At 75.7% G+C, this 14621-nt stretch carries 12 protein-coding genes; 8 read left to right on the plus strand and 4 right to left on the minus strand.

Annotated elements, in window-relative coordinates; translation table 11 throughout:
- Window positions 1-10: 10 nt before the first annotated feature.
- A complete protein-coding gene (locus tag ACFV8H_RS13380; RefSeq protein ID WP_380399223.1) occupies window positions 11-2470 on the plus strand; it encodes an HAD-IC family P-type ATPase in 2460 nt (819 codons plus the stop codon).
- A 56-nt stretch (window positions 2471-2526) separates the two neighbouring features.
- Window positions 2527-2736, plus strand: a complete 210-nt coding sequence (locus ACFV8H_RS13385; protein WP_380399225.1) for a hypothetical protein — start codon at window positions 2527-2529, stop codon at window positions 2734-2736.
- A gap of 2 nt (window positions 2737-2738) precedes the next feature.
- Here ACFV8H_RS13385 and ACFV8H_RS13390 read toward each other — a convergent pair whose 3' ends face one another.
- On the minus strand, window positions 2739-6035 hold the full coding sequence (locus tag ACFV8H_RS13390) for a sacsin N-terminal ATP-binding-like domain-containing protein (RefSeq protein WP_380399227.1): 3297 nt from the start codon (window positions 6033-6035) through the stop codon (window positions 2739-2741).
- 478 nt (window positions 6036-6513) lie between these two features.
- Window positions 6514-7395 (minus strand): DUF3027 domain-containing protein, encoded by an 882-nt coding sequence (locus ACFV8H_RS13395; protein WP_375888854.1) that lies wholly within the window; start codon window positions 7393-7395, stop codon window positions 6514-6516.
- A 593-nt stretch (window positions 7396-7988) separates the two neighbouring features.
- On the opposite strand from ACFV8H_RS13395, the gene ACFV8H_RS13400 reads away from it, so the two are divergent.
- The 4 genes from ACFV8H_RS13400 (at window position 7989) to ACFV8H_RS13415 (ending at window position 11594) form a co-directional block, all read left to right on the plus strand.
- Entirely contained in the window at window positions 7989-9353 is a 1365-nt protein-coding gene (locus ACFV8H_RS13400) for an MFS transporter (RefSeq protein ID WP_380399308.1), read from the plus strand.
- Window positions 9354-9446: 93 nt separating this feature from the next.
- A complete protein-coding gene (locus ACFV8H_RS13405; RefSeq protein WP_380399229.1) occupies window positions 9447-9977 on the plus strand; it encodes a hypothetical protein in 531 nt (176 codons plus the stop codon).
- 11 nt (window positions 9978-9988) lie between these two features.
- Window positions 9989-10750, plus strand: coding sequence for a futalosine hydrolase (locus tag ACFV8H_RS13410; protein WP_380399231.1), 762 nt, complete (start codon window positions 9989-9991; stop codon window positions 10748-10750).
- Window positions 10743-11594, plus strand: a complete 852-nt coding sequence (locus tag ACFV8H_RS13415; protein WP_380399233.1) for a menaquinone biosynthesis family protein — start codon at window positions 10743-10745, stop codon at window positions 11592-11594. Before ACFV8H_RS13410 ends, ACFV8H_RS13415 begins: the two co-directional genes overlap by 8 nt.
- Window positions 11595-11607: 13 nt before the next feature.
- Here the strand turns inward: ACFV8H_RS13415 and ACFV8H_RS13420 are convergent, their stop codons facing one another.
- Window positions 11608-11991 carry a cold-shock protein gene (locus tag ACFV8H_RS13420; protein ID WP_350504961.1) on the minus strand — a complete coding sequence of 128 codons (384 nt, stop codon included), beginning with the start codon at window positions 11989-11991 and terminating at the stop codon, window positions 11608-11610.
- A 498-nt stretch (window positions 11992-12489) separates the two neighbouring features.
- Between ACFV8H_RS13420 and ACFV8H_RS13425 the strand changes: the two genes are divergently transcribed.
- The gene (locus ACFV8H_RS13425; RefSeq protein WP_380399235.1) at window positions 12490-12729 is read left to right on the plus strand and encodes a hypothetical protein; all 240 of its coding nucleotides are present in this window, start codon (window positions 12490-12492) and stop codon (window positions 12727-12729) included.
- Here ACFV8H_RS13425 and ACFV8H_RS13430 read toward each other — a convergent pair.
- The gene (locus ACFV8H_RS13430) at window positions 12726-13415 is read right to left on the minus strand and encodes an HAD family hydrolase (RefSeq protein WP_380399237.1); all 690 of its coding nucleotides are present in this window, start codon (window positions 13413-13415) and stop codon (window positions 12726-12728) included. The two genes, ACFV8H_RS13425 and ACFV8H_RS13430, sit on opposite strands and share 4 nt — an antisense overlap.
- 99 nt (window positions 13416-13514) lie before the next feature.
- On the opposite strand from ACFV8H_RS13430, the gene ACFV8H_RS13435 reads away from it, so the two are divergent.
- Window positions 13515-14567 carry a FecCD family ABC transporter permease gene (locus ACFV8H_RS13435; RefSeq protein WP_380399238.1) on the plus strand — a complete coding sequence of 351 codons (1053 nt, stop codon included), beginning with the start codon at window positions 13515-13517 and terminating at the stop codon, window positions 14565-14567.
- Window positions 14568-14621: the final 54 nt, after the last annotated feature.

A 14621-nucleotide genomic window follows, 5' to 3' on the forward strand; every position in this document is an offset into this window, starting at 1 on the left:
AGTCGGTGCCATGACGCAGCCTGCCCAGCCCGCGGAAGAGCAGCAGCCGACCGGCGGAGACCATCCCGACGGAGCGCACCCGCTCGGGCTGCTGCCCGGTCGGCGCGGCGGCCTGACGGCCGCCGAGGTGGCCGAACGGGTGGCGAACGGGCAGGTCAACGACGTCCCGGTACGGTCCAGCCGGTCGACCGAGGAGATCGTCCGGGCCAACGTCTTCACCCGCTTCAACGCCATCATCGGCATCATGTTCGGAATCATCCTGGTCGTCGGACCGATCCAGGACGGCCTGTTCGGCCTGGTCATCGTCGCCAACACGGCGATCGGCATCTTCCAGGAGCTGCGCGCCAAGAAGACCCTGGACAGCCTGGCCCTGATCGGCGAGGCCAGGCCGCAGGTCCGCCGGGACGGCGCCGTCCAGCAGATCGCCGTCTCCGGGATCGTCCTCGACGACACCGTGCTGCTCGGCATCGGCGACAAGGTGATCGTCGACGGCGAGGTCACCGAGGCGGACGGCCTGGAGATCGACGAGTCGCTGCTCACCGGCGAGCCCGACCCCGTCCTCAAGCAGCCCGGCGACCAGGTGATGTCCGGCAGCTTCGTGGTGGCCGGCGCGGGCGCGTTCACCGCCACCAGGGTCGGCCGGGAGGCCTACGCGGCCCAGCTGGCCGAGGAGGCCAGCAAGTTCACCCTGGTGAAGTCGGAGCTGCGCAGCGGCATCAACAGCATCCTGCGGTTCATCACCTACCTGCTGATCCCCACCGCGATCGGTCTGATCATCAGCCAGCTGGCCGTGGAGGGCCGCGACTGGCGCGAGGCGGTGCGCCGGATGGTGGCGGGCATCGTGCCGATGGTCCCCGAGGGCCTGGTGCTGCTGACCTCGGTGGCCTTCGCGATCGGCGTGATCCGGCTGGGCCGCCAGCAGTGCCTGGTCCAGGAGCTCCCGGCGATCGAGGGCCTGGCTCGGGTGGACACCGTCTGCCTGGACAAGACCGGCACCCTCACCGAGGGCGGCATGGACGTCATCGACCTGCGGCTGATCGCCGACGGCGGCTCCGCCCCGCCCGACCGGGACACCGTCCAGCACGCGCTCGCCGTGATGGCCGGGGCCGACGCCCGCCCCAACCCGTCCATGCAGGCCGTGATCGACGCGTACGGGCGCGGCGACGGCGCCGGCCCGGGCGGCCACGGCTGGCGGGTGATCGAGGCGATGCCCTTCTCCTCGGCCCGCAAGTGGAGCGGCGTGCAGCTGCTGGAGCCCCAGGGCGGCGAGGCCAGCTGGCTGCTCGGCGCCCCGGACGTGCTGCTGCCCACCGGGCACCCGGCGCTCGCCGAGGTGGACGAGCTGGGCGCCAAGGGCCTGCGGGTGCTGCTGCTGGGCCGCACGCCCGTCCCGCTGGACTCCCCCGACCCGGCCTCCGGGCTCACCCCGCTGGCCCTGGTGGTGCTCCAGCAGCGGCTGCGCGCGGACGCCGCCGAGACCCTGCGCTACTTCGAGGGCCAGAACGTCCGGGCCAAGGTGATCTCCGGCGACGCGGCGGTCTCGGTCGGCGCGGTGGCCGGCCACCTCGGGCTGCCCGGCGCGGACCGCCCGGTGGACGCCCGCACGCTGCCGAAGGACCCGGAGCAGCTCGCCGAGACCGCCGACCGGACCAGCGTCTTCGGCCGGGTCACCCCGCAGCAGAAGCGCGAGCTGGTCGGGGCGCTGCAGTCCCGCGGCCACACCGTGGCGATGACCGGCGACGGCGTCAACGACGTGCTGGCGCTCAAGGACGCCGACATCGGCGTGGCGATGGGCACCGGCTCGGACGCCACCAAGGCGGTCGCCCAGATCGTGCTGCTGAACGACTCCTTCGCGACGCTGCCCTCGGTGGTCGCCGAGGGCCGCCGGGTGATCGGCAACATCGAGCGGGTCGCGGGCCTGTTCCTGGTGAAGACGGTCTACTCGGTGCTGCTGGCGCTGCTGGTGATCTTCACCCACTCGCCGTACCCGTTCCTGCCCCGGCACTCCACCGTGCTGTCCACCCTCACCATCGGCGTGCCGGCCTTCTTCCTCGCCCTCGCCCCCAACAACGAGCGGGCCCGCACCGGCTTCGTGAAGCGGGTGCTGCGGCTGGCGATCCCGGGCGGCGCGATCGCCGGCACCGGCACCTTCGTCGCCTACGCGCTGGCCCGCTCCGACCACGCCACCGACCTCAGGGCCGACACCAGCGTGGCCACCCTGACGCTCTTCCTGATCGCCATCTGGGTGCTCGCCATCGTCGCCCGCCCGTACAACTGGTGGCGCCTGCTGCTGATCGGCACCATGGGCCTCGCCTTCGCGCTGGTGCTGCTGGTGCCGTTCCTGTCGAACTTCTTCGAGCTCTCCCTGGTCGGCCAGCGCGACCCGTGGACGGGCGTGGCCATCGCGGTGGTCTGCGGCATCGTCCTGGAGTGCGCCTGGGCCTGGATGAAGCGCCGCGGCATGGAGTGACCGACCAGCCCCGCCCCCGTCGGCACCTTTAGCATTTCCCCGAGAGGGGGTGCCCGATGGCACGCAGGGGCGGGGATCTGGAGGCGTTCATCGCCTTCCTGGGCGGGCTGTTGGCGGCCGGGCTGGCGGCACTGGCGATGGCGGGCGTCGGCCTGACGGTCCGGCCGACGCCCGCGGTGAAGGCGGCGGCGGTGGTGACGCTCGGCGCGGTCTGGCTGACCGTCACCACCACCGTCTACCTGCGGCTCAGGCCGCGCGACCGCTGAGCTCAGCCCTCGAAGTCCCGGGCCGCGGACAGCTCGTACGCCCGGTCCGGCTCGCTGAGCGCGGCCAGCACCTCGAAGCGCCGGTGCCACTGGCCGACCGACCAGGCGAGCCCGGCCGCCAGGCCCTCCGGGGTGGCGGCGTGCAGCAGGCCGGGCACCGGCGGGACCTCGAACTCGTCGTCCTCGTCGCCGGCTTCGGCCAGCTCCGGGTCGTACGGCGGCTCCGGGGCGTCCGCCGCGTGGTCCCAGCGCCAGTCGACGGAGGCCTCGCCGCCGTCCGGGCCGACCACCAGCAGCTCCTCGTGCTCCTCGTAGGCGACCGGGCAGCCGGGCAGCAGTTCCCGCACCACGGCGGGGACCCGGTGCAGCACGCCCTCGGAGAGCACCCGCCCGCCGGCCACCTCGCTGGCCAGCGACACGTGCAGCCGCTCGGCGAGGTCCGCGGCGAGCGCCGGGGCGACCGGCAGCAGCGGGTACGGGTGCAGGAGTTGGACCAGGTCGGGGGCGTCCGCGACGACCGCCTCGGTGGCGTCCACCACCACCGTGTGGTCCGGGCGGCGGCCGGTGGCCGGGTCCAGCGGCGGCAACGCCCGTACCACGTCGAGCGGTTCGATCCGGTCCCGGTCGACCCGGGCCAACGCGCTGTGGATGCCGTGCAGTTGGCGGTGGCCGACCTCGGCGGCCGGGTCGGTGAGCCGGTCCAGCGCCTCGTCCGGGCCGTGCGGCTCGGCGAGCAGCGCGGCCAGCGTGGTGCGCACCCCGAGCGCGTGCAGGAACTGGTCGTCCAGGGTGGTGCGGGCCTCGTCGTACAGGCCGCGCAGCAGCGGGTCGGCCCCGGCGGCGCGCAGCCCGGCGGGCTCGCGGCCGCCCAGCACCGGGTGGTCGCGCAGCCACCACGCGGTGTACGGCGGGAGGTCGGCGTAGCTGCCGTCGGGCAGCAGGGTGCGCACCGGGTTGACCACGGCCTCCCGGTACGGCGGGCGGGCGAGCGCGGCGAGCGCCTCGGGCCAGGCGTCGTCGTCCACCAGGTCGAGGTCGCGCACGGCCAGCAGTTCGGCGGCCACCGGCGGGACCCCGAGCACCTCGTCGGCGTTCAGCGCCTCCAGGGCGTCCTCGGCCCACTCGGCGAGCCCGTCGGGGGCCTCGTCCAGCAGCCCGGTGGGGTGGCCGCCGGCCGCCCGGTCGGCGGGCGCGGTCGGGTCGAGCCGCTCCAGGTCGTCCGGGTCGAGCACCACGTCCTCGGCGCGCACCAGCACGAAGTCGGCCAGCACGCCGACGGCGGCCAGCACCTCGGGGCCCCAGCGCTCCAGCAGCTCGTCGTCCACCCAGCCGGCGTCCTCCTCGCGGGCGAGCGCGGCGAACGGGCTGTCGGGCAGAACCAGTTCGCCCGCCCGGGCGGGCTCGCCCTCGTCGTCCAGCAGCGCCAGCCGGGCCAGCCAGGGGTGGTCGCCGACGGCCGGGGCGGCGGCCTTCACCAGGGCCAGGACGGCGTCGGCCAGCTCCAGCGCCGCGTCCAGGTCGTCGTCGGCCAGCTCGTAGGAGCGGGCGACGGCGGCCCGCACCTCGGGGGTGTCCAGCACCCCGGCCGGGGTGGCGGTGCCGGCGCCCAGCTTGGCCAGCAGCGGGTGGGCGGCCTCGGGGTGGGCCAGCCGCAGGTCGAGCGCGGCGAGTGCCCCGGCCAGCGACTCGGGGTAGCCGGGGAAGGCCGCCCAGTCGGCGTCCTCGGAGGGCAGCAGGACCCGCCGGGGCCCGGTGACGGTCCGTCCGTCGGCGAGCGGTACGGGCAGCGCGCCGAGCGCCTCCGGGTCGGCCGCGCCGAGCGCCGCGTACAGGTTGCGCCACCAGGCCGGGTCGCGGTCCAGCCCGCCGAGCTGGTCGACCACGTCGGCCAGCGGCACCCGGCGCACGTTCAGCACCCGCAGCTCGGTGCGGCGCTCCAGTCCGGCCGGCAGCAGGCCGGGGAAGATCGGCGCGAGCGCCTCCACCACCGAGCCGTCCGCGCCCTCCAGCAGCGTGGCGTCGCGCGGCCGCAGCGCGGGCGTGCCCTCCTCGACGCCGCCGGGGTGCGGCAGGAACGGCGTGCCGGGCAGCCGGGAGAGCACCGCCGCGCGCAGCGCGTTGTCCAGCGCGCCCTGCCCGAGCGGCCCGGGGACGAGGCCGAGCGAGCCGAGGTCGGCGCCGCGGGCGCGCAGCAGGTCGGTGTAGCTGTCGGCGGCGCGCTCGGTGAGGAAGTCGGTGAGCGCGCCGGGGGCGATGTGCCGGCGGGTGGAGTCCAGCGGGTAGGAGGCGATCAGCAGCGCGGGCAGGCCGATCGGCTCGTCGCTGGGGGTGGGCGCGTGCAGCACCGGCGCGATGGCGGGCCGCTGCGGGGTGCCGTCCTCCTCGACCGGGACGGCCCAGGTCACCGTCCAGTACGGGCGGGCGCGCTCCTCGGTGGGCCGGTCGGTGAGCAGTTCGGCGGCCAGCCGGCCGGTGGCGCCGGCGGTCTGCCAGAGGGTGCGCCGCAGCCGGCCGCCCCCGTCGTCGGTGACGGTCACCTCGGTGACGCCGTCCGGGCGGGGCTCGGCGGCGCTCCGGGTGAGCGTCCGGGTGCCCTCCGGGGTCTCCACCACGACCTCGGACAGGCCGGGCAGGGTGAGCAGCAGGGCGTCGTCGACGGCGGTCAGCAGACGGCGGGTCAGGTCCTCCGCGGCGGCGTCGCGCAGCGGCAGCACCACCACGGTGTCGTAGCCGTCCGGGGCCGGGCCCTCGGCGGCGAAGGGCAGCCGCAGCAGCGGCACGTGGCCGTCCCGGCGGCGCAGTTCGTCGGCCAGCGCGGGCTGCGCCTCGGCGAGCGAGCGGGCCTCGCCCAGCGACCAGCGCACCCCGCCGGCGGCGCCGAGCACGGCGGGCTCGTCGGTGACGGCGAGGACGGCGGCGAAGCCGACCCCGAACCGGCCGACGGCGGGCTCCTCGCCGCGCTTGGAGGAGGCGCGCAGGGTGGACAGCGACTCGACGGCCGCCGCGTCCAGCGGGGCGCCGGTGTTGGCGGCGGCGAGCACGCCGTCGGCCAGGGTCAGCCGCAGCCGCCCGGGGCCGCGCCCGGCCCGGACCGCGGCGTCGGCCGCGTTCTGCGCCAACTCGACGACCAGGCGGTCGCGGTAGCCGCCGAGCGCCAGCTCCTCCTCGGCGTTGGCGTCCTCCCGGAACCGGGCCGGGGAGGCGACCCAGGCGTCCAGCACCCGTCGGCGCAGCGCGGCGCTCCCGAACGGGTCCGCGAGGTGCTCGTCCGTGCCGCTGCCGATGATCCGAGGTTCCACGGGACCTGCCACCTTCCGCCGCCCTGTACGTCGTAGGGCATTCTTCCCTGCCCCACCGACTGCTCCCGACCACTGCCCGGTCCGGGGGCGGCGCGGGGCCCGGCCGGGCGCGGGAATCCGCAGGCGGGGGCCGGTCGGCGGCGGACCGCCCGGCCGTACGGTCCGCCACTCCCGTCCCAGGGGGACCAGGAGCACCACGCGAACCGGCGGAGGGCGGAGCGGGCCGGCGGAAGGGGCCGAGGGAGGCGGAGGAAGGCCGAGGGGGCCGGAGGGGGCGGAGGGGGTCGGAGGGGGCGGAACCGCCGGGCCGGCACCCCACTGCCGGGTCCGACGGCCCGCCCTGCTGCCGCCCGTGGGCTGGGGGGAGTCCCCACGGACGGCAGGCGTGCGGGGCCCCGCCACCGGCGGGCGCCCCTACCGGCAACAACGTCGCGGCCCGTCCCACCGGTTCAGTGGGACGGGCCGCGGACGGGGAACGTCAGGAGTGGCCGAGCTCCTCGGCCGGGGCGTCCGGCTCGACCGAGCCGGAGGTCCGGTCCGGGTGGAGCTGCAGCGGCTCGACCACCAGCTCGTCCAGGATCAGCTCGGACGGCGCCGGCGGAGCCGGGATGACGGCCGCCTCGGAGTGCCCGCCGCAGCCGTACGCGAAGGAGACGATCTGGCCGTCGGCCGGGCCGAACTCGTTGCCGCACACGCCGAAGGCCTGTCCGAGCGAGCCGCCGATCGTGATCAGGAAGCCGCAGCTGCCGCACGCCGCCGGGGCGGCCTGCGCCATCGGGGTCTGCGAGCCGTGGGCCTTCTCCCAGCGGTCGGCGGCCAGGTGCAGGCCGAGCCGGGAGAGGACCCTGCTGCGGCCCAGGCCGAGCTCCTCGGCGACGGCGTTGATCCGGGCGCGGGCCGGCGCGGGCTGGACGTGCGGGTCGCTGAGGACCACGTCCTCCTCGGCGGCCAGGGCGACGGCGGAGTTCGGCGCGGGCTCGTCCTCGCCGGTCCAGCCCGGCTCCAGCCGGGCGTCGTCGGCGCCGGTGGGCAGCAGGTCGCCGGGGCCCATGTCGCCCGGGCGCAGCCGCTCGCTCCACGGCACCCACTCCGGCGCGAGCACCGCGTCGGGGCCGGGCAGCAGCACGACCTCGTCCACGGTCACGTTCTTCGCGCGCGGGGCCCGGGCGACGGTGACCGCCCAGTGCCAGCCGCGGTAGGCCGCGTCCAGGCACTCGAAGCTGTGGGTGACGACGCGGTCGGCGTCCGCCTGCGCACCGAGGTGCGGGCCGACGGCCTCGGGCCCGACGGCCTCCTCGGCAGCCTGGCGGGCGAGTTCGACGGCGTCGGCACAGAGCCGGTCGGGGGTACGGCTTCGCATCGCAGCACTCACGGCGTCGATTCTCTCCCAGTTCTTCTGTCGCCCACGGCGTGTTGCCTTCTCCGTCGCGGCTCGGTAGTCCCGCGTCCATTCTGCGCGACCTGGGGCCGCCACGGGTACCGACCGCGCCGCCCGTCCGGCCTGCCGGCGCCCCGGCGCCCACGCGGGCGGACCTTGGGGCAGGCTACCCGCCGGTCGGCGCCCCGGCACAGTCCGGGGCGGAGCAGAGCCTTCCGGAGGCCGCGCCGAGCGGAGCCGAATCCCGCGTCACCCCGGCGAATCTGGGGCAGGATGGGCTTGTGGCGGACGAAAACCCGTCGCAGCACGCACTGCGCCCCTCGCAGGCCGGCAGCCCCGACGAGACGCAGGCCGCGCCGCGACAACAGTCTCCCCTCCCCGATGCGGGCGAACCGCAGCCGGTGGCGGGCGGCGGGCCGTCCGCAGCCGACCGGGTCGACCTGGAGAAGCCCGACCGCCCCGTCACAGGAGCCGTCGCGGACGCCGTCACGGACGCCGTCACGGGCGGCGCCGACGAGGAAACCGCCGGGGACGGGGAAGCCGACGAGGAGGCCCCCGAGCCCCACCGCCCCTTCCTGGTCCGCACCGCCTCCGCCGCCGGCCTGCGCACCGGCAAGCTGGTGCACGGCACCGGCCGCCGGATCCGCCGGGCCACCTCGGCCGAGGGCGCGGGCGAGTCCGGCCTGGCGAAGCTGATCGAGCTGCACGCGCTGAACTCCTTCGGCGACATGCTGATCACCATCGCGCTGGCCTCCACCATCTTCTTCTCGGTCCCCACCGGCGAGGCCCGCGGCCGGGTCGCGCTCTACCTGCTGATCACGATGGCCCCGTTCGCCCTGCTCGCCCCGGTGATCGGCCCGCTGCTGGACCGGCTGCCGCACGGCCGCCGGGCCGCCATGGCGATGTCGATGCTGGCCCGGGCCGTACTGGCCTGGACGATGGCCGGGGTGATCTCCGGCGGCGGCATCGCGCTCTACCCGGAGGCGCTGGGCGTGCTGGTGGCGTCCAAGGCGTACGGGGTGGTGCGCAGCGTGGTGGTGCCCCGGCTGCTGCCGAGCCGGCTGTCCCTGGTGAAGGCGAACTCCCGGGTCACCCTGGCCGGGCTGCTGGCCACCGGGGTGGCGGCCGCGGTGGGCGGGCTGCTGCACCTGATCGGGCCGGGCTGGCCGCTGCGCGGCGCCTTCCTGGTGTTCGTGATCGGCACCCTGATGGCCTTCCACCTGCCGCACGCGGTGGACTCGGCGAAGGGCGAGCAGCGGGCCGTGCTGCACGCCGAGGTGTCCGCCGAAGGGCCGGGCGGCGGCTCGCACCTGATCCACCACAAGCCCCCGAAGGTCAAGGCCTCGCTGCGCACCGTCGGCCCCTCGGTGGTGCTGGCGCTGCGGGCGATGGCGGGGATGCGCTGGCTGGTCGGCTTCCTGGTGTTCTTCCTGGCCTTCCTGCTGCGCACCGACCCGATCGGCGGCCTGCGGCCGACCCTGGCGCTGGGCCTGGTGGCGCTGGCCGCCGGGACGGGCAACGCGCTGGGCTCGGTGCTGGGCTCCTGGCTGCGCACCCGGGGCCCGGAGGCGACGGTCACCGCGATGCTGCTGCTGGCGACCTGCGTGACGGCGGCGGCCGCGCTCTGGTACGGCGTGGTGACGGTGGTTCTGGTCGCCGCGGTGTCCGGGATGGCGGCCTCGTTCGGCAAGCTGGCGCTGGACGCGCTGATCCAGCGGGATGTCCCGGAGGCGGTGCGGACCTCGGCGTTCGCCCGTTCGGAGACCCTGATGCAGATGTCCTGGGTGGTCGGCGGCGGGGTCGGCATCGTGCTGCCGCTGAACGGGGTGCTGGGCCTGTCGATCGCCGCCTCGGTGGTCGGCCTGGTGCTGCTGTGGACGGCCCGCTCGCTGCTGCGGCTGGGCCTGCGGCGGCACCCGGCCGCGCCCAGGGTGGCCTGAAGTGGCCTGAACCGGTCGGTTTCCACGACCGGGCAACACGCGGTGGCCGACCCCCGCGTCGCGTGATCGCCCGGGCCCGGTAGATTCTGTCGCATGAGCCTCAATACCCGTGTCATCGCCGCCCTCGGCGCCGTCGTCGTGGTCGGCGCCGCCACGGTGGGCACCTCCGTCGCGATCGCCGCCGGGCAGACCGAGCACAACACCCACCGGGCCACCCTCCAGGTCGGCACCACGTCGACCGTCGCGGACCCGCTGTGCTGGAACGACGGCAGCCCGCTGAGCGACGACCAGCAGGACCAGTGCCAGACCAAGGCCAAGCAGGCCCTGGCCAGCGGCGACCTCCCGCAGTCCGACGTGCGGGCGAGCGACCGGATCGGCGTCGGCGTCAGCCCGAACGTGGCCAAGACCGGCTGGTGGGCCTCCAGCAACGGTGGCGCCAGCAGCCAGGGCGGGCAGACCAGCCTGTTCTCCTACGCCCAGGGCCCGAGCTTCTCCGGCTCCCAGACCGCGGGCAAGGTGCTGAACTCCAGCGGCAAGACCGTGATCACCGTGGTCGAGATCGACAAGAAGTCGGAGAGCCCGATCGCGGTCTGGTACTTCCAGCTGAACACCAAGAACGACTGACGCTCCCCGCGATGACCGCGCAGGTCTCCGAAGCGCACCCCGGGCAGCCGGGCCCCGAACGGGCCCGGCTGCTCGTGGTCGTCGCGGTGCCGGCCGAGGCCGAGGCGGTGCTGCGCGGCCTGCCCGGCGGCGCCGCCGACCTGCCGCTGCCCGGCGGCACCCTGCACCGCTGCGCGGGCGCACCGGTGGACGTGCTGGCCGCGGGCGTCGGCCCGGCGGCCGCCGCGGCGGGCGCCTGCGCCGCGCTGGCGGCCGGCCCGTACGGCCTGGTCGCCTCCGCCGGGATCGCCGGCGGCTTCGCCCCGCACGCGCCGGTCGGCGCGACCGTGCTGGCGTCGGCGCTCGTGGCCGCCGACCTCGGCGCCGAGACCCCCGAGGGCTTCGCCGACGTCACCGAGCTGGGCTTCGGCACCACCCGGCACACCCCTCCCCCGGCGGTCGTCGCCCTGGCCGAACGGGCCCTGGCGGACCGCGACGTCCGGGCCGTGACCGGCCCGGTGCTGACCGTCTCCACGGTGACCGGCAGCACCGGGCGGGCCGCCGCGCTGGCCGCCCGTCACCCGGGGGCCGCGGCCGAGGCGATGGAGGGCTTCGGCGTGGCCGAGGCCGCCGCCCGGTTCGGCGTGCCGGCCTTCGAGCTGCGCACCGTGTCCAACCCGGTGGGCCCGCGCGACCGGGCCGCCTGGCGGATCGGCGAGGCGCTGGCCGCCCTGGAGCGGGCCTTCGCCGCGCTTCCCGTCCGAGAACTGATCGAGGAGGCCGACCGTGGCTGAACGGCTGAGCATCGCGTACTCGCCCTGCCCGAACGACACCTTCGTGTTCCACGCCTGGGCGCACGGCGAAGTCCCCGGGGCGGACGCCCCCGAGGTGACCTTCGCCGACATCGACATCACCAACGGCCTGGCCGAGCGCGGCGAGCTGGACGTGTTGAAGATCAGTTACGGCGCGCTGCCGTGGGTCCTGGAGGAGTACGCCCTGCTGCCCTGCGGCGGCGCGCTGGGGCGCGGCTGCGGGCCGCTGGTGCTCACCCTGCCGGGCGTGGCCTCGCCCGCGGACCTGGCCGGGCGGACCGTCGCGGTGCCCTCCGAGCGCTCCACCGCCTACCTGCTGTTCCGGCTCTGGGCGGCGAAGGCGGTGCCGGGCGGCTTCGGCGAGATCGTCGTCCTGCCGTTCCACGAGATCATGCCCGCCGTCCGGGACGGCCGGGTGGACGCCGGCCTGGTGATCCACGAGGCCCGCTTCACGTACCGGCAGTACGGCCTGCACAGCCTGGCCGACATGGGCGAGGCCTGGGAGGCGGAGACCGGCCTGCCGATCCCGCTGGGGGCGATCGTGGCCCGGCGCTCGCTGGGCGCCGAGCGGCTGCGCGAGCTCGCCGCGACGATCCGCGCGTCCGTCCGGCAGGCCTGGGCGGATCCGGCCGCCAGCCGGGAGTACGTGCTGGCGCACGCCCAGGAGATGGACCCGGCCGTGGCCGACCAGCACATCGGGCTGTACGTCAACGAGTTCACCGCCGACCTCGGCGAGGAGGGCTACCAGGCCGTCCGCGCGCTGCTCACCCGGGCCGCCGCGGAGGGGCTGGTGCCCCCGCTCGACCCGGGTGCGCTCGCGTTCTAGACCCCTCGGGGCCTCAGACGTCGAACTGGTCGGCCACCGCGCGCAGCAGGCCGGCCAGCTTCTGGCCGGTCGGCTTGGCCGGGTAGCGGCCGCGCTGGAGGCCGGGCAGCACCGCGTCCAGGGTGGTGATCAGGTCCTGGACGATCGGCGCCATGTCGTCGGCGCTGCGGCGCTGGGCGGCGGCCACCGACGGCAGCGCGTCCAGCAGCTGCACGGCCATCGCCTGGTCCCCGCGGTGTCCGGCGACCACGCCGAACTCGACCCGCTGGCCCGGCTTCAGCACGGTGACACCGGCGGGCAGCGCCTTGGTGTGGACGAAGACGTCGTCACCGTCGTCGCGCGACAGGAAGCCGAAGCCCTTCGTCTCGTTGAACCACTTGACCTGGCCGGTGGGCATCTCGAACAGTCCTCGAATGGGTGTGAGGGATCCCGGCCCTGGCCGGGGATCACTGGGTGGTGTGGGGAGAAAGACGGCCGACCTCGACTCGGAGCCCGTGGGCGCTCACGGCCGGCGCGTTGTCAGGAGCAGACTAATGGTCCGTCACTGCCTCGTCAGCGGTCCGCGATCGCTCCGCGTTCCGAGGGCCGGAGGGGCCGACGGGCGCGCGGGGATCTCGCGGTCACGGACGACCCGGTACTGGCACGGCCGGGGCGCGGTTCTGCGCAGTCCATCGGCTCACACCCCCGGGTCTGAGGACACGGGACGCACCTGTAGCGCCCCTCGGCACCCCCTGCATACCCTCGCCCAGCAGGGATCAAAACGCATCGCTGCCGGGAAACTGCGCAACGTGACCGAGCCGCTCCGGTGGGCCGCCGCGGGGGCGGTTCTGCCAGACTGGGGCGCGGACCGGGCCCCGGACGGGCGGCCCGGCGCGGCTCGGAGGAGTGAGCGGACGTGAGCAGCCAGAGCGCCGAACCCGGCGACGTGTACGTCAAGGCCGGGACGGTGGTCTTCGGCGTCGGCGCGCTCGCCACCCTGGTCACCTTCGTCCCGCTGTTCCTGCACCTGACGCCGCTGCCGACGGCCATGTACTGGCTGAGCATGCTGATGCCGGCCGGTTTCCTGTCCGCGCTGACCGGGCTGTTCCTGAACGCCCGGGCCCAGCGCGCCCGGATCGCGCCCCAGGAGTCCTAGCCCCGGGAGTCCTGGCCCCTGGAGTCCTGGCCCCTGGAGTCCTGGCCCCGGGAGTCCTGGTTCGGGCCGAGGTGCCGGTCGAGCCACTCCGGGAAGCCGGTGAGGTCGGCGAGCACCACGTCCGCCCCGGCCTCGCGCAGTTGGTCGGCGTCGTACGGGCCGGTGGCCACGGCGACCGCGACGGCATCCGCGTGCCGGGCGCCGACGATGTCGCCGAGGTGGTCGCCGACGTAGATGCTCGCGCCGTGCGCGCGCAGCGCCTCGCCCTTGGTCTCCGCCCAGAGGTCGCCGACCAGGACGTCCGCGTCCAGTCCGGCGTGCTCCAGGTGGAGGCGGGCGTTCGGCTCGTACTTGCCGGTGATCACGGCGATCCGGCCGCCGTGGGCGCGGACCGCCTCGACGGCGGCGTGGGCGCCGGGCAGCGGCACGGTCGGGGCGAAGGCGTGCTCGCGGTACAGCTCGCGGTAGCGGGCGACGGCCCGCTCGGCCTCCTCGGCCGGGAACCAGTTGCGGATCTCGTCCAGCAGCGGCGGGCCGAGCCGGGTGACCACCAGGTCGGCGTCGACGGGGACGCCGGTCTCGGCGGACAGCGCCCGGTAGGTGGCGTGGATGCCGGGACGGGTGTCCAGCAGCGTCATGTCCAGGTCGAAGCCGACGGTGAGCGGGGCGGGCGGGGTCGCGGGCATGCCGCCAGGCTACCCAACGGGCCCGGGCCGGGACGAGGCGATTTGCCCCGCCTCCGAGGCGGAACTTAGGTTTACCTGAGTTTTCCGCGGAGAGGGCTCATGACCGACACCACCGCACCGACCGGCACCACCACCGCACCGCCGGGCAGACGGCGGACACCCCGTCACCGAATACTGTGGCTCGCCGCCGCACTGGCCGTGCTGGCCGTCGCGGTGCTGCTGAGCCTGGCGGTCGGCAGCCGCACGGTGCCGCTGTCGGCGACCGTCGACGCGCTGCTGCACGGCGGCGGCTCCGCCGACGCCGTGGTGATCCGCGAGCTGCGGGTGCCCCGGACGGTGGTCGGGCTGGCCGTGGGCGCCGCGCTCGGGCTGGCCGGCGCGGTGATGCAGGGCCTGACCCGCAATCCGATCGCCGACCCCGGCATCCTCGGGGTCTCGCAGGGCGCGGCGGCGGGCGTGGTGGTCGCCATCTCGGGCTTCGGGGTCTCCACCCTCACCGGGTACGTCTGGTTCGGCTTCGCGGGCGCCGTGATCGCCACCGTGCTGGTCTACGGCCTGGCCGGGCGCGGCCGGGGCGGGGCGACGCCGATCAAGCTGGCGCTGGCCGGTTCGGCGATGTCCGCGTTCATCGCCTCGCTGAACACCCTGGTGCTGACCACCGACGCGGCCACCATGGACCAGTTCCGGTTCTGGCACGTCGGCTCGCTCTCCGGCCGGACGGCGGACGTGGCCTGGCAGCTGCTGCCGTTCCTGGCCGTCGGCACCGTGCTGGTGGTGGCGGTGGCGCGCGGGCTGGACGCGCTGGCGCTCGGCGAGGACACCGCGAAGGGGCTGGGCGCGAAGACCGGCCTGGTCCGGGCGATCGGCGCGCTGGGCGCCACCGTGCTGACCGGCTCGGCGGTCGCGGCGGCCGGCCCGATCGCCTTCATCGGCCTCGCCGTGCCGCACGCCGCCCGGGCGGTGGCCGGTGCCGACCACCGCTGGATCCTCGCCTTCTCGGCCGTCCTCGGCCCGGCCCTGCTGCTGCTCGCGGACACCCTCGGCCGGGTGCTGTTCCCGCCCTCGGAGGTCCCGGCGGGCGTGATGACGGCGCTGGTGGGGGTGCCGGTGCTGGTGGCCCTGGTGCGGCGGCGGAAGGTGGTGGCGGCGTGAGCGAGCGCAGCGAGGGAACCGTTGAGAGGTGCGCGTTGGGGCATGCCCCTGCCG

Source organism: Kitasatospora sp. NPDC059827 (assembly GCF_042731675.1).
Lineage (GTDB): Bacteria > Actinomycetota > Actinomycetes > Streptomycetales > Streptomycetaceae > Kitasatospora.